The organism is Streptomyces hygroscopicus subsp. hygroscopicus (assembly GCF_030269125.1).
Classification (GTDB): Bacteria; Actinomycetota; Actinomycetes; order Streptomycetales; family Streptomycetaceae; genus Streptomyces; species Streptomyces hygroscopicus_C.
Window position 1 is genome coordinate 400,338 of record NZ_BSSM01000001.1, and the last position, 14,544, is coordinate 414,881.

The window sequence follows — 14,544 nt, forward strand, 5'->3', positions numbered from 1 at the left end:
GCCAGCTTACGCGGCCAGGCCCGGGATCAGCGCAGCGCGGGCTCCGCCAGCGTCAGCGTCCCCGCGTCCGCGTCCAGCTCCGCCGCGACCCCGAAGGGGACCGTCAGCGCGCCCTCGCAGTGCCCGAACCCCATCTCCTCCAGGACCGGCACCCCGAGGCCGCCGAGCCGGTCCGCGAGGACGGCGCGCACCTCCTCGTACGGGCCGCAGCGCTCCCAGGACCCGAGCCCGATCCCGGCGACTCCGTCGAGCCAGCCGGAGCGCAGCAGCTGGGTGAGCAGCCGGTCGATGCGGTAGGGCAGTTCGGTGACGTCCTCGATCATGAGCAGTCCGCCGCGGGCGCCGGGGCGGGCGAGCGGGGTGCCGAGATCGGCGGCGAGCCCGCCGAGATAGCCGCCGAGGGTCACCCCGCGGGCCCGGCCGGGCACCAGGGCCGTACCGGCCGTGGTGAGGGTCCGTACCGTCTCGGGCGCGAACAAGGTGGCCTTCAGGTGCTCCTGCGCCCGCACGCTCTTGATGAAGTCGATGCCGGCGGCGACCGGCCCGTACAGGGTGACCAGGTCCAGCCGGGTGGCGAACGCCTGGTGCAGGTGGGTGACGTCGCTGAACCCGACGAAGACCTTCGGCCCGGCCGCGCGCATCGCCTCCCAGTCGACCAGGTCGGCCATGCGCTGGGCGCCGTAGCCGCCGCGGGCGCACAGCACCGCGGCCACCGACGGGTCGCACCAGGCGCGCTGGAGATCGGCGGCCCGGTCGGCGTCGCGGCCCGCGAGGTAGCCCAGCTCACCGTGCCGGTCGAGGACATGGGGCATGACGACGGGGTCGAGGTCCCAGCCGCGCAGCACGTCGAGGCCGGCCTGGACGCGCTCCTCGGGCACGGGTCCGCTGGGGGCGACGACGGCCACCCGGGCGCCCGGGGCCAGCCGCGGCGGGCGGGTGAGGGGCTTCATCGGCGCAGCTCCAGTCGGGGGAGGTCGGGCACGTCCAGCTTGAAGACCTGGGCGTACAGGGAGAGTTCGGCTTCCAGGGCGCGGATCACGGTGTCCGCCCTGCGGAAGCCGTGGCCCTCCCCCTCGAAGGTGAGGTAGGCGTGCGGGACGCCCCTGCCCTGGACGCGGGCGAGGAACTCCTCGCACTGGGCGGGCGGGCAGATGACGTCGTCCAGCCCCTGGAGCATCAGGAACGGCGCGGTGAGCCGGTCGGCGTGGCTCGCGGGCGAGCGCTCGGTGTACCGGGTCGGCACGTCGGTGAACCGGCCGATCAGGTATTCCATGTAGCGCGACTCGAAGTCGTGGGTGCCGCCGGAGGCCCAGCTGGTCAGGTCCAGGACCGGGTAGAGGATGGTGCCGCAGGCGTAGACGTTCGTGCCGGTGAGGGAGGCCGCGGTGGTCCAGCCGCCCGCGCTGCCGCCCCGGATCGCGAGCCGCCCGGGGTCCGCGGTGCCCTCCTCGGCGAGCGCGCGGGCGACGGCCGCGCAGTCCTCCACGTCGACCACGCCCCACTGCTCGCGCAGCCGCTCACGGTAGGCGCGGCCGTACCCGGTCGAGCCGCCGTAGTTGACCTCGGCGACGCCGATGCCCCGGGAGGTGAAGTAGGCGATCTCCAGGTCGAGGACGAGCGGCACCCTGCTGGTGGGGCCGCCGTGCGCCCAGATGACGTAGGGCGGCAGCTCGCCGTCGGGCGCGGCGTGCCCGGGGTGGTGCGGCGGGAAGACCTGTGCGTGCACCTCGCGGCCGTCGGGCCCGGTGAAGACGCGGATCTGCGGCTCGGGGTAGTAGGCGGGGTCCACCGGGTCCCGGTGGCGGGCGCCGACGGCGCGGGCACGGCCCGTGGTGGTGTCCAGCTCGACCACCTCGTAGGCGGTGCGCGGGCTGGCGCCGACGGCGGCGACCCGGCCGCCGTGCACGGCGAGGCTCGGGGCGAACTCGGTCCACGGCCCGGCCGCGTCCACGATCTCCCCGGACTCCGGGTCCAGGATGCCGAGCAGGGTCGAGCCCTTGCCGTGCACGACCGCGATCAGCCCGCTGTCGAGCGGCGCGAACCAGCGCAGGCCCAGCTGCCACAGGGGGCCGCCGAACTCCTCCTCGCGGGGGCACAGCGGGACGCCGTCGCGGTGGAGGTTCCACCAGCCGCCGCGGTCGCTGGAGTACAGGAGCCTGCCGTCCGCCGTCCACTCCACCTGCGCGACGGCCTCGTCCACTCCGCCGGCGACGGTGTGCGCGTCGTGCAGGAGGCCGTCCTCGCCGACCTCCGCGACCCGCAGTTCGGTGCCCTCCCAGGGCATCCGCGGGTGGTCCCAGGCGAGCCAGGCGGCGCGTCGGCCGTCCGGGGAGAGCCGGGGCCCGGTGACGAACCGGTGCCGCTCCTCGGTGAGTTCGCGCACCGCGCTCCGGGCCTCGGCGGCCGAGCCGTCCAACGGCACGGCGGCGAGGACGCGCCGCACGTCGCCGGGCTCGTCGCCGGTGAACTCCTCCAGGACGCACCACACTTCGCCCCGTGCGAGGTCGATGTGCGGTTCCGCCCAGCGCAGTCCGCCGCCGACCGGGGAGAGGGGGGTGAGCGGGCGGGGTTCGCCGCCGGGCTCGTACCGGTAGAGGCGCTGGTCGGCGAAGTGTGCGAACACCACGAGAGGAGCGGCGCCCTCGGCGACGGCGGTCCAGGGCCGGCCGCCGTACTCGATGACGCGGGTGCGCACGTTCCACGGCGCGGGCAGCAGTGACTCCTCGGTGCCGTCGGCGCGGCGCCGTATCAGCGCGCGGCGGCCGCCCTCGCCGGGGCGGGGTTCCGTCCACCAGGTCTCGTCCCCGACGAAGCCCACCCAGTCGGGCCGGCCGTCGTGGGCGGCGGCGAGTTCCGCGTCGATGGGTGACGGCCAGGTGCCGTACGGCGTCTTGAGCATGGTGTGGTCCTCCCCCGGTGTCGTCTAGGCCGTGCGCAGGAAGCGGTCGAGGACGCGGACGCCGAAGTGCAGCGCCTCGACGGGCACCCGTTCGTCCACGCCGTGGAACAACGCCTGGTAGTCGAAGCCCTCGGGCAGTCTCAGCGGGGCGAATCCGTAACCGGTGATGCCCAGCCGGGAGAACTGCTTGGCGTCGGTGCCGCCGGACATGCAGTACGGCACGACGTGCCCTTCGGGCGCGAACTCCTTCACGGCGTCCCGCATCCGCCCGAACAGCGGCGCGTCCACCGGAGCTTGGAGGGCGACCTCGCGGTGGGCGAACTCCCAGTCGACGTCCGGGCCGGTGAGCCGGTCGAGGGTCGCGGCGAACTCCTCCTCGCCGCCCGGCAGATAGCGTCCGTCCACATGGGCGACGGCCTCGCCCGGGACGACGTTCACCTTGTAACCGGCGTCCAGCATGGTCGGGTTGGCGCTGTTGCGGACCGTGGCCTCGACCAGCTCGGCCGCGGGGCCCAGCTTCTCCAGCAGCCGGTCCACGTCGCGGAAGTCGGGGTCGATGCCGTACAGCGCGGCCAGTTCGGTGAGCGCGGCGTGCACGGTCGGGGTGAGCCGCAGCGGCCACTCGTGCTCGCCGATGCGGGTCACGGCGGCGGCGAGCCGGGTGACCGCGTTCTCGTTGTTCACCTTGGAGCCGTGCCCGGCGCGGCCGCGCGCGGTGAGCCTGAGCCAGCCGGTGCCGCGCTCCCCTGCCGCGATCGGGTAGATCTGCCGCCCGGCCCCGTCGTGGAAGGTGAAGGCGCCGGACTCGCTGATGCCCTCGGTGCAGCCCTCGAACAGCTCGGCGTGTTCGTCGGCGAGGAACCCGGAGCCGTCCTCGGCGCTGGCCTCCTCGTCGGCGGTGAACGCGATGACCAGATCGCGGCGGGGCCGCACGCCCTCGCGGGCCCAGGAGCGGACGACCGCGAGGATCATCGCGTCCATGTTCTTCATGTCGACGGCGCCGCGCCCCCAGACCACCCCGTCCCGGATCTCCCCGGAGAAGGGGTGCACGCTCCACTCGGCCGCCTCCGCCGGCACCACGTCGAGGTGACCGTGGACGAGCAGGGCGTCGGCGCCCGGGTCGGTGCCCTCGATCCGGGCGACCACGTTGGTGCGGCCCCCGGTGCGCTCCAGCATCAGCGGTTCGAGCCCCGCGCCGGCCAGCCGCTCGGCCGCGTACTCGGCGGCGGGCCGCTCCCGGCAGTCGCCGCCGCCCCGGTTGGTGGTGTCGAGCCGGATCAGCCCCGAGGTGAACTCCACGACCTCGTCGAGGGCTTGCACGTCAGCCATACTGCTCCTCCACGGCGGCGGAGGCGATCGTGGTGACCGCCTTGAACGTCCGGATGCCCTCGTACATGGTGGCGCTGGTGTACGCCACCTTGCGTTCGCCGACGCGCGCGACGCCCGGGACCACGGTCGCGGCCATCGCCAGGTGCTCGGCGTCGAACTCCACGGCCACGGTGAACGGCCCGGCCTCGACGGGCTCGTGGCGCACGGCGAGTCGCGCGGCCTCCTTGGCGGCGGCGCGGATGGCGGCCGCGGTGCGGGCCGGGGTGCGGCACACGGCCGCGTACCGTGACACGTGGTCCTTGACCGCGACCTTCAGCGCCTCGGGCGCGTAGCCGAGCGCGTCCTCGCAGGCCACGTCGTCGCCCGTGACGAGGACGACGGGGACGCCGTACTCGGCGACGACGTGCGCGTTGAGCAGACCCTCGCTGGCGCGGACGTCGTCGATCCAGACGCCGGTGATCTGGTTGGCGAGGTAGGTGTGGGCCAGTACGCCCTCCATGCCCGCGCCGGCGTGGTAGCCGATGAAGGCGATCCCGTCGACGTCCCCGTGCTGGACGCCCTCCACCATGGACAGCGCCTTGTGCCGCCCGGTGAGCATCTCCACCCGCTCGTCCAGCTGTTCGAGCAGCAGGTTGCGCATGGTCCAGTGGGCCTCGTTGACGAGCACCTCGTCGGCGCCGCCGTCGAAGAAGCCCTGTACGGCGGCGTTCACGTCCGAGGTGAACATCCCTCGGCACCGCTCCCACTGCGGCGTCCCCGGCAACACGTCCGCCGGCCAGGTGACGCCCGTGGCCCCCTCCATGTCGGCACTGATGAGGATCTTCATGGGGCGTCACGTTACGCGCTGCGGGGTCGCCGGACCACCAGAAGTCACTCGGCGCCGTGGTGACATCCCCGATTCCGCACAAGTCGTGACCGAGGGAGCGCGGGCTCGACCACTCCCCCTGGTGAACCCAGACGTTCACCCGGCTGCTGCCGGGCACGGCGACCACGCCGCCTCCGCCGGCGCGGGCGACCCGCGCGTAGCGCGGCTCGGCCCGTTCTCCGTGCGCGTCTCCCCCAGCCGTCGGCGGACTGCTCCACGGCCCCAGCGGCCGGGGGCCGGACGAGGCCGCCCGCGCCCGCCCCCCGCCCACCGGTGCGCGGGACGGCGCCGTCGGCCGCCCCGCGCACCCCCGTGCCGCTACCTCCCCGCGAGTACGAACCAGCGCGCGGGCAGGTCGATCCGGGTGCCGTCGGTGAGGTGTTCGGTCTGCGGCAGGACGGTGTCGCCCTCGGCGAGGACGGCCAGACCGGCCTCGCCGAGCAGGCGCGGGATCTCGCCCTCGTCGGCGTCGGCGGGCTTGAGGTGGTGGTGGAAGACCCGCTGGAGCTTGGGCGGCGGCCCGGACGGCTCGGCCGCGGCGCGCTTGAGGACGTCCCGGGAGGCGGGGGTGAGTTCCACGACGAAGGCGCGGCCCGCGCTGCCGAGGAGCGTGGCGACGGCGGCGGCGACCGCGGAGCGCGCGGCGGGCTCGCTCTGGTGGATGACCGCCCGCATGTAGACGTTGCAGTCGCCGAGCCGTTCGTGCAGGGCCTTCACCGCGTCGCCGTCGGTCAGGTCCAGTTGCTCGAACTCCACGGGCGCGTCGCCCGCGGCACGGCGGGCGTGCTCGACGGCCGCGTGCGAGAGGTCGACGCCGACGGCGCGGGCGAACCGGGTGGCCAGGTAGCGGGTCTGGGTCCCGTTGCCGCAGCCCAGGTCGACTATGGTGCGGGCCGGGTCGGCGTGCGGCAGGAGCAGCGCGGAGTGCGGCTCGGCGGCCAGCGAGGGGTCCGAGTCCCAGATCGCCTCGCCGGGAGCGTCGGAGGTCTGGCTCCAGTAACTCTCCCAGTTGCCACGGTAGTTGTCGGAAACGTTCATGCACTCTCCCACGATCGGTTGCCGTGATCGGGATATCGTGCGGGCCCGGGTGCGGGCAAGGGCCGGGCGGCCGTCTTCGCCGGGTGTCGGCGTCACCCCCGGTTCAGCGGCTCCCCGTGACCGGCTGTTCGAACCAGACCGTCTTACGGTGCCCGGTGGCGCTCGCGCCCCATTCCCGGGCGAGCCTGCTGACCACGCGCAGCCCGCGGCCGTACTCGTCCCGGGGACCGGCGGCGATCATCGCGGGCAGGGCGGGTTCGTCGTCGGTGACCTCGAACAGCAGCGCGTCGGTGCGCACCACCCGCAGCCCGACCCGGTCGCCCTCGGCGTGCTGCACGGCGTTGGAGACGACCTCGCTCACCAGCAGTTCCGCGGTCTCCACCGTCTGCGGCAGGCCCCAGGCGAGGAGTTGCTCGCGGACCAGGCGGCGGGCCCTGCCCACCTCGCGGGGCTCGTTGCGGAGCCACCATTCGGCGACGTGTTCGGCGGGTATGCCGTTGAGGCGGGCCATGAGCAGGGCGACGTCGTCCTTGCGGCCGCCGCGGGTGTTGAGGGCGCGGATGATGGTGTCGCAGGCGGCGTCCATGGAGGCGGCGGGGTGCGCGGCGGACTCGCAGAGCGCGGCGAGCCCCTCGCCGATGTCCGAGCCGCGCACCTCGACCAGGCCGTCGGTGCACAGCACCAGCCGGTCCCCGGGCGCGACCCGGATCCGGGCGGCCTCGAAGGGGACGCCGCCGACACCGATGGGCGCGCCGGTGGGCAGGTCGAGGAGTTCGCTGCTGCCGTCCTCGGCGCGCACCACCACCGGCGGGATGTGTCCGGCGTTGGCCAGGGTGACCTCGCCGCGGATCGGGTCGTAGACCGCGTAGAGACACGTGGCGAGGTAGTTGTCGCCGAGCCGGCGGGCCAGGTCGTCCAGATTGCGCAGCAGCTGCACCGGCGGGGTCTCCATCGCGGCCATGGTCTGCACGGCGGTGCGCAACTGGCCCATCATCGCGGCCGAGTTGAGGCCGTGGCCCATGACGTCACCGACGACGAGGGCGGTGCGGGAGCCGGGCAGCTTGATGGTGTCGAACCAGTCGCCGCCGATCCGTCCGAGCCGGGTGCCGGGCAGATAGCGGGTGGCGACGTCGCAGCCCGCCATCCGCGGGGTGACCTGCGGGAGCATGCTGTCCTGGAGGGTGTCGGCGACGTTCTCCTGGTACGTGTACATGCGCGCGTTGTCGAGCACGAGGCCCGCGCGGGCGGCGAGTTCGGCGCCGGTGGTGCGGTCCATGTCGTCGAACTCGGGCCGGTCGGGGCGGCGCATCAGCACCATGAAACCGAGGACGACGTTGCGCGCCTTGAGCGGCACGATCAGCAGGGAGCGACCGCCGATCAGCGGTCTGAGGTCGCGCTTCTCGAACTCGCCGGAGATGCGCTCGGACAGGTCCTCGGTGACCTTCGGGATGAGCACCGGCTCGCCGGTGACCATGCACTGGTAGAACGGGGTGTGTTCGGGGAAGGCGAAGGCCTCGCCGGCCGGCACGGTGTCGTCCCAGCGACCCGGTTCGTCGTTGTGTTCCACCCAGACGCGGAACATGACGGTGCTGGCGTCGGGCGGGCCGTCCGGGAAACCCTCGCCCGCGAGGACGGCCGCGCGCAGATGGGTGCCGGCGAAGTCGGCGAAGCGGGGCACGGCGGCGCTGGTGACCTCGCGGATGGTCTCACCGAGGTCGAGGGAGGAGCCGATGCGGGAGCTGACCTCGTTGAGGAATTCCAGGCGCTCGCGGACGGCGGCGTACTCGAGGTCCTGTTCGGCGCCGGCCGGGGCGCCCGTCACGAGGGGCGTGCGCTGTCGCGGTACGCGAACGGCCTCGACGGGGACGCGGCCGGGTCGGCGGGGCACGCCCCAGTACGGGGTCACCGGGACCCGTTCGAACCGGCTGAACTCCAGGACGGGGTAGCCGAGGTCGAGGACCTGGGAGACGATGCGGCCGCTGAGGCCCGGACCCATGCTGGGCAGGATCTCCGGCAGCCGCCGTTCGAGTTCGTCGAAGGCGGGCAGTTCGGTGTGGCGGGCGAAGCCGGGCGCGATGCGTTCGGCGGTCTCGTCGTCGTCACCGCGTTCCTCGCGCAGCCGGGTGGCGTCGGCGGCGAGCACCAGCAGCCGGGCGGGGCCGGGGCCGACCAACGGGTAGGCCCACCAGAGCACGTCGAGCCGCTCGCGGTCGGGGTCCGGCGCGCGGTCGGCCGCGTGCGGCTCGCCGTCGGTCTCCCGGTGCCGGGGCGTGAAGAGGCGGGCGCGGCCGGCCGTGGCGAAGGAGGTCTGCCCGCCGAGGGACGCCTCCAGGGCGGGGCCCAGGTCGTCGGCGGCCGAACCCCCGTACTCCGCCTCGCCGTCCGGGCGCCCGTCGTAGGACTCGTACGCCGCGTGCGCGTCCGGTGCCGGACCGCCCCGGAGCTGGTCCGGGAGCGCGCCGGAGACCGGCAGCAGATCGCCCGCCGGGCGTCCGACGGCGTCCTCGCGGGCCACGCCGAACAGACGCCGTGCACCGCTGCTCCAGTGGGACACCATGCCGTCGCGGCCCACGACGATCACGGCAAGCGGAATACGGCCCGCCTCGGTGTCGCCGACGCCGCGCCCGGGAGCCGTGTCCCGCTCGCTGCCACGGTCCATGACCCAGGCCCCTTCTCCCCACGGCTGTTCGCAAACGATCTGTGCCGCCCGCCACTACCGTACGGCGGCGGCCGGTCGCGATGTGTGGCAATACGGGAATTGGTTTCACATGATCGCACCGGCCGGTGGACCGGCACCCCGGCCTGCGCCGCCTCAGTCCTCGTGCCCCAGCTGGAGATCCCTTTCCGTGCGGCCACCCCCCGCGACCTGCAGGACCGTGGCGACCGGCGGGTAACCCGCGGCGATGACCGTGTACTCGCCGGAGGACAGATCCACGAACCGGAAGGCGCCGTCCGCCCCCGTGGTGAGGGTGTCCACGACGTTGCCCGCGGCATCCAGAAGCGTGACACGGGCGTCCTCCACGGGCCGCCCCCCGCTCGCCCGCACGACGCCCCGCAGCACGGCCCCGCCCGCGAGTTCGACGTCCTGCCGGGTCTCCCGGGACGCCTGCACGCTGACCGGAAGGGCGGCCGGGCGGAAGGCGGGGGCGCTGGCGGCGAGGGTGTACTCGCCCGCGACCAGCTCGGTGATGACGTAGCCGCCCTCGCGGCCGCTGCGGGTGGTGGCGACGACCTCGCCGTGCACGTTGGTGAGTGTGACGGTCGCGTCCCGCACCGGGCTGCCGTCGGCGGTGAGCACGCTGCCCGCGAGGCGTCCGGCGCCGCCGAGGACGACGTCGAGTTCGACGGGCCGCTCCCCGACGGTGACGGAGACGGCCTGCGGCTGATGGCCGCCGGCGGCGGCGATCAGGACGTACGACCCGGAGCCGGGCGTGCTCAGCGCGTACCGCCCGTCGTCGCCGCTCGCGCCCCGGCCGATCTGCCGGCCGGTGACGTCGATGAGGGTGAGCGCGGCGCGGGGCACCACGGAGCCGTCGGTGTGCTGCACCGTGCCGCACACCGGGATTCCGGCGGCGTACGGCGCGCGGGGCGAGGTCGGGGTCGCCCCGGCCGAGGGCCGGGGGCGGGCTTGCGGGACGGAGACGTTGAGGCTGTCGGGGTCGGATTCGGTGGTGTGGTGGGACACCAGTGGTTTCTCCTTGAGGAAGAAGGCGACGAGGAGGCCGAGGACGAGCACCGGGACGAGGTACAGGAAGACCCGGGGCATGGCGTCGGCGTACGCGCGGACGTAGGCGTCGCGCAGGGCCGGGGGCAGGGCGTGGACGAGCTGCGGGGTGAGGGACTCGGGGTCGGGCAGCCGGGCACCGGCGCCCGGGGGCACTTCCCGGCGCAGGGCGTGGGCGAGCCGGTTGGCGAAGAGGGTGCCGAAGACGGCGGCGCCCACGCTGCCGCCGATCTGCCGGAAGTAGTTGGTGGCACTGGTGGCGGTGCCGAGGTCGGCGGGGCGCGCCGAGTTCTGCACGGCGAGGACGAGCACGGGCATCACCATGCCGATGCCCGCGCCGAGCACCGCCATCCAGATGCTGTACTCCAGCCGCGAGGTGCCGGCGTCGAGGCGGGACAGCAGCCACATGCCGGCGACGGAGACGGCGCTGCCGAGCACGGGGTAGAGCTTGTAGCGGCCGGTGTGGGTGATGAGCTGGCCGGACAGCAGGGAGGCCACGACGATGCCCGCCGTCATGGGCAGCATCAGCAGCCCGGAGCCGGTGGCGCTGGCCCCGTCGACCATCTGCAGGAAGGTGGGCAGATAGCTGGCGGCGCCGAACAGGGCGACACCGACGACGAGGCCGACCAGACCGGTGACGTTGAAGACGGAGTCGCGGAACAGCCGCAGCGGGATGACGGGCTCGGCGGCGAATCGCTCGGCGACGAGGAAGAGCGCGGTGGCGAGGAGCGCGCCCGCGCCGAGGCCGAGGATCTGCGGAGAGTCCCACGCGTACTCGGTGCCGCCCCAACTGGTCAGCAGCACCAGACAGGTCGAGGCCGCGGCGAGCAGCAGGGCGCCCGACACGTCGAGGCGGCCGCGCACCTCCGGCTTCGGCAGCTTGAGCACGGTGGCGACGACGGCGAACGTCACCAGTCCGAAGGGGACGTTGACGTAGAAGCACCAGCGCCAGGAGAGGTGGTCGGTGAAGTAGCCGCCGAGCAGGGGACCCGCGACGGAGGCGACTCCGAAGGCGGCGCCGATCAGGCCCATGTAGCGGCCGCGCTGCCGGGGCGGCACGATGTCCGCGATGATCGCCTGCACACCGATCATGAGTCCGCCCGCGCCGACGCCCTGGAGGGCGCGGAAGGCGATCAACTGGTCCATGTCGCCCGCGCGTCCGGCGAGCGCGGAGCCGAGGACGAAGACCGCGATGGCGAAGAGGAAGACGCCCTTGCGGCCGACGAGGTCGCCGAGCTTGCCGTACAACGGCAGGCCGATGGTGGAGGTCAGCAGATAGGCGGTGATCGCCCAGGACATCCGGTCCAGGCCGTGGAGTTCGCCGACCACCTTGGGCAGGGCGGTGGCGACGATCATCTGGTCGAGGGCGGCCAGCAGCATGGCCAGCATCAGCCCGAGGAAGACCAGCCGCACCCGGCGAGGGCTCAGGGAGGGGGCGGGCCGCGCGGCCGCGGGGGCGGCCGCCGCGCGCTCCGCCGCGGTTTCCTCACCGGCGGCCGCGTCGGGCGCTTTCCGGGCAGTCGGGAGCACGAGAGTGTCGTGATCCACCGGAGTCGTCCCGCCCACGTGCCGCTCCCCTCGTCGCCGTCTTCGCGGCTGCCGTACCCGTGCAATTCCTCGCGCGAGGCGACAACTACGAACAACTGCGGTGAGTTACGGGGCGGTTCCCGGTGGGCGGGACTTCCACTCGAACCGGTGAAGGGAGGCAACGTCCCTTCGCCGTCCGGTGGTTGGGACTACTTCTCGACCTCGGTGGCGAGGCGGGCGAGTACGGCGTCGTAGATGCGGCCGAGGCCCTTGGGGGCGAAGGTCCGCTCGAAGAAGCCGCCGATGCCGCCGGCCCCCTTCCAGGTGGTCGTGACGACGACCCGCGCCCTGCCCTCACCGGCGGGGGTGACCCGCCAGGTGGTGACCATGGAGGAGTTGCGGTCCTTCTCGACCAGTTCGCCGTCGGTGGGCTCGCTGACCTCCAGCAGGCAGTCGCGCACCCGCTTGCTGGTGGCCTGGAGCTTCCAGTGGACGAGGGTGCCCTCGCCGTCGCCGCCCTCGCGCACCTCGTACTCGCTGAACTGCTCGGGCAGCAGCTTCTGCCGGGTGCCACGGTAGTCGGCGAGGGCGTCGAGCACCTTCTCCGCGTCCGCCGCGACGACCCGCTCCGTAGTGGCCTCGACCTGCGCCATTGCGTTCCTCCAGGACCTGATTGCTCGGGGTTGGGAAAAGCCAACCACCCCGGGTCCCGGCCGCCCAAATCGGGGGGCGCGTCGGCGCGCGTTCCGGGACGCGCGCGATTACGGGAACAGTTGTTCGATTATGTCGGGCGAGCGCCATCGAGGAGGGGTCATGCGCTGGGACAACCTCACCGACGGGCCCGTCGAACACGGCCGGGCCCCCGACGCCGCGCCCTGTTCGGGGCGGACGCCGTGACCACCCGTACGCGCGATCCTCGCGGAATCGCGTCATGCGTTCCCGGCCGGGCGTGTGGGGCCGCTCGGCTTCGGCGGTGGTCTGGAGTTCCCCTCGCGTCGCCTGCCGCAGGTGGAGAACCACGGCACCCCGCTCTGGACAACGGCCGTAAGACTCCTCGCGTCAGCATGCCTGCAGACGGCCGGTGCCTCCTGCGACCACGAGATGCCGCCGCAGTGGGCCAGGACCGACGACGCCGCCCCACAGCCGGCCACCGTGACCACGTCGTACGCGAGCCCTGGGACGCTCGCCCGGCGCGTCGCGAGGGGCACGCCGAACCACACCCGGACCGGCCGCGCCTCCCCGGCGGACATCGCGCACTCCGCGCGCACGACGCCGGTGGATGCCGCGAGCCGGGCCGTCTCCGCTGTGAGACGGGCCCCGGCCGGGGTCGCTCTCAGGTCGCCTTGAACTCTCCTTCGAGGAGCCAGAGAATGATGTCGTTCTGGTCGAGTTCGGTCGGCAGTGGACGATTCCATCGATGGGTCTCCGCGGCCACGTGCGTGAGACCCGTGAGCTCCCATCGCTGATCCGCCAGCCAAGTGGCGGGAGAAGACGTGGGACCGGTGTCGAACTGTTCCATGGCAAGCGCCCAGGAGGCCTGTTCCTGTTCGTCCTTCGAACCACTTCGCATGTCCTCGACCCGCGGTTGCCGACTGTAGTACTCCGTGACCAGTCGACTGCCCGGTGCCGACAGCGAGCCCACCGTTTTCAACAGCTGGGAGCAGTCGCTGTCAGAGAGGTACATCAACAAGCCCTCCACTATCCACACGGTCGCTTTTTCCGGGTCGAAGCCCGCAGCGAGCAGCGGCCCGGTCCACTCCTCGCGCAGGTCGACCGCGATCGGGACGCGGCGGCAGGACGCCTGCGCCTGCTCCCGGTCGAGCACGCGTTGCTTGTAGTCCAGAACGGCGTCCTGGTCCAGTTCGAAAACCGTGGTGTCGTCGGGCAGATCAAGCCTGTACGCGCGGCTGTCCAGTCCCGCCGCGAGAAGAACGACCTGCCGGCAGCCGGACGCGACAGCATGCGTGAGGCGCTGGTCGTAGAACGGTGTCCGCATCGCGATGTAGGTGCAGTAGAAGTGCCACATCCCGGTTGCGTGGTCGCCGTTCGCCGGCCCGAGGCGGGGCCTTTCAGCGTCGGGCGTGCTCGTCTCAGCCGCTCCGGAAGCGAACACGGCCCCCAGCGGATCGTTGAAGAGGCGGTCCGGCCGTTCGGATTCGACCGACCGGCAATACGCGGTGAGCAGTGCGGTCCATCCGATTCCACTGGGCGGTTTGATGTCGGACACAATTTCGTCCTCTCTGTGCGGTATTCGACGCAAGCGATGTCGGGGACGCTGCGCGCCTTGGAAGAAGGGTGGAGAATCCGTGGACGGTACTCAGGCTGTCCGAAGGTCGGTCCGTCCTGAAGCCGCCCATGCGCGCGGGTCCCTGCACGGGCCACATCGGCTACGTCGGGAGCTGCAGAAGTTGCCGAAGGCTCAGCTGCATGGAAATGGCGTGGTCGAAGAGGTAGAAGTGGTCTCCTGGGTACTCCGTGACGCCGACGAAGTTCGAGGTGCGATCGGCCCACACCCCCATCGCGCTCGCGGCGACGAGCGGGTCCGACCGGCCGGCGAACGCGACCACCGGACAGGAGACCTGCGCACCGTCGTCCAAGTAGTCGGCCGCCGCCCCGAAATCAGCGCGCAGCGCCGGCAGCGCCGTTCTCAGGAGCTCTTCAGCCAGTACGGACCCCGTAGGCAACAGCCCCAACTCCTTGACCGCCACGATGAGTTCGTCATCGGACATCTCCGGTACCGCCCGCTGCTTCGCCAGTATGTCCTCGCCGGGCACCCAGCCGGAGACGGCCAGCACGGAGGGCGCCGTCATGCCCTCCTTCTCGAACTGAACGGCAAGCCGATACGCCAGAAGCGCGCCGAAGCTGTGTCCGAACAACGCGTAGGGACGGCCGTCCAGTTCGGCTTCCAGCGCCTCGCCTATGCGCGCCAGCAGCAGCGGGAGCCGGGTGAGGGGCGCCTCGTCCCCACGTCCCCACCGGCCCGGCAGATGGAGCACGCGCGGCTCGACGGTGGCAGGCACCGTCGCCGCCCACTCCCGGTACATCGCGCCAGTTCCGCCGGCGTGCGGGAAGAGGAACAACTGGACGTCCGCGTCGTCGTCAGGGGCGCGGCCTGAGGGCGGAAACCATTCACCGGGTTGCGAGGGTGCGTGTGACATGTGG

The 14,544-nt window shown here is 72.9% G+C and carries 10 protein-coding genes; all 10 read right to left on the minus strand.

The window, feature by feature from the left end:
* Positions 1–26: 26 nt before the first annotated feature.
* The gene (locus QSK45_RS01680) at positions 27–950 is read right to left on the minus strand and encodes a S66 peptidase family protein (RefSeq protein ID WP_285552449.1); all 924 of its coding nucleotides are present in this window, start codon (positions 948–950) and stop codon (positions 27–29) included.
* A complete protein-coding gene (locus QSK45_RS01685) occupies positions 947–2,899 on the minus strand; it encodes an LpqB family beta-propeller domain-containing protein (RefSeq protein WP_285552451.1) in 1,953 nt (650 codons plus the stop codon). The genes QSK45_RS01680 and QSK45_RS01685 overlap by 4 nt, the downstream gene beginning before the upstream one ends.
* A 24-nt stretch (positions 2,900–2,923) precedes the next feature.
* Positions 2,924–4,228 carry a M20/M25/M40 family metallo-hydrolase gene (locus QSK45_RS01690; protein ID WP_285552453.1) on the minus strand — a complete coding sequence of 435 codons (1,305 nt, stop codon included), beginning with the start codon at positions 4,226–4,228 and terminating at the stop codon, positions 2,924–2,926.
* On the minus strand, positions 4,221–5,054 hold the full coding sequence (locus QSK45_RS01695) for a M55 family metallopeptidase (protein ID WP_285552455.1): 834 nt from the start codon (positions 5,052–5,054) through the stop codon (positions 4,221–4,223). The genes QSK45_RS01690 and QSK45_RS01695 overlap by 8 nt, the downstream gene beginning before the upstream one ends.
* Positions 5,055–5,411: 357 nt before the next feature.
* Positions 5,412–6,131, minus strand: coding sequence for a class I SAM-dependent methyltransferase (locus QSK45_RS01700; RefSeq protein ID WP_285552456.1), 720 nt, complete (start codon positions 6,129–6,131; stop codon positions 5,412–5,414).
* 103 nt (positions 6,132–6,234) lie between these two features.
* Positions 6,235–8,790 carry an ATP-binding SpoIIE family protein phosphatase gene (locus QSK45_RS01705; RefSeq protein ID WP_285552458.1) on the minus strand — a complete coding sequence of 852 codons (2,556 nt, stop codon included), beginning with the start codon at positions 8,788–8,790 and terminating at the stop codon, positions 6,235–6,237.
* A gap of 153 nt (positions 8,791–8,943) precedes the next feature.
* Positions 8,944–11,421 carry an MFS transporter gene (locus QSK45_RS01710; protein WP_285552460.1) on the minus strand — a complete coding sequence of 826 codons (2,478 nt, stop codon included), beginning with the start codon at positions 11,419–11,421 and terminating at the stop codon, positions 8,944–8,946.
* Positions 11,422–11,591: 170 nt separating this feature from the next.
* Positions 11,592–12,035 (minus strand): SRPBCC family protein, encoded by a 444-nt coding sequence (locus tag QSK45_RS01715; protein ID WP_285552462.1) that lies wholly within the window; start codon positions 12,033–12,035, stop codon positions 11,592–11,594.
* 680 nt (positions 12,036–12,715) lie between these two features.
* Positions 12,716–13,609: an SAM-dependent methyltransferase gene (locus tag QSK45_RS01720; protein WP_285552464.1), complete on the minus strand. Its 894-nt coding sequence runs from the start codon at positions 13,607–13,609 to the stop codon at positions 12,716–12,718.
* Between the two features lie 160 nt (positions 13,610–13,769).
* Positions 13,770–14,540, minus strand: coding sequence for a thioesterase II family protein (locus tag QSK45_RS01725; RefSeq protein WP_285552466.1), 771 nt, complete (start codon positions 14,538–14,540; stop codon positions 13,770–13,772).
* Positions 14,541–14,544 lie beyond the last annotated feature (4 nt).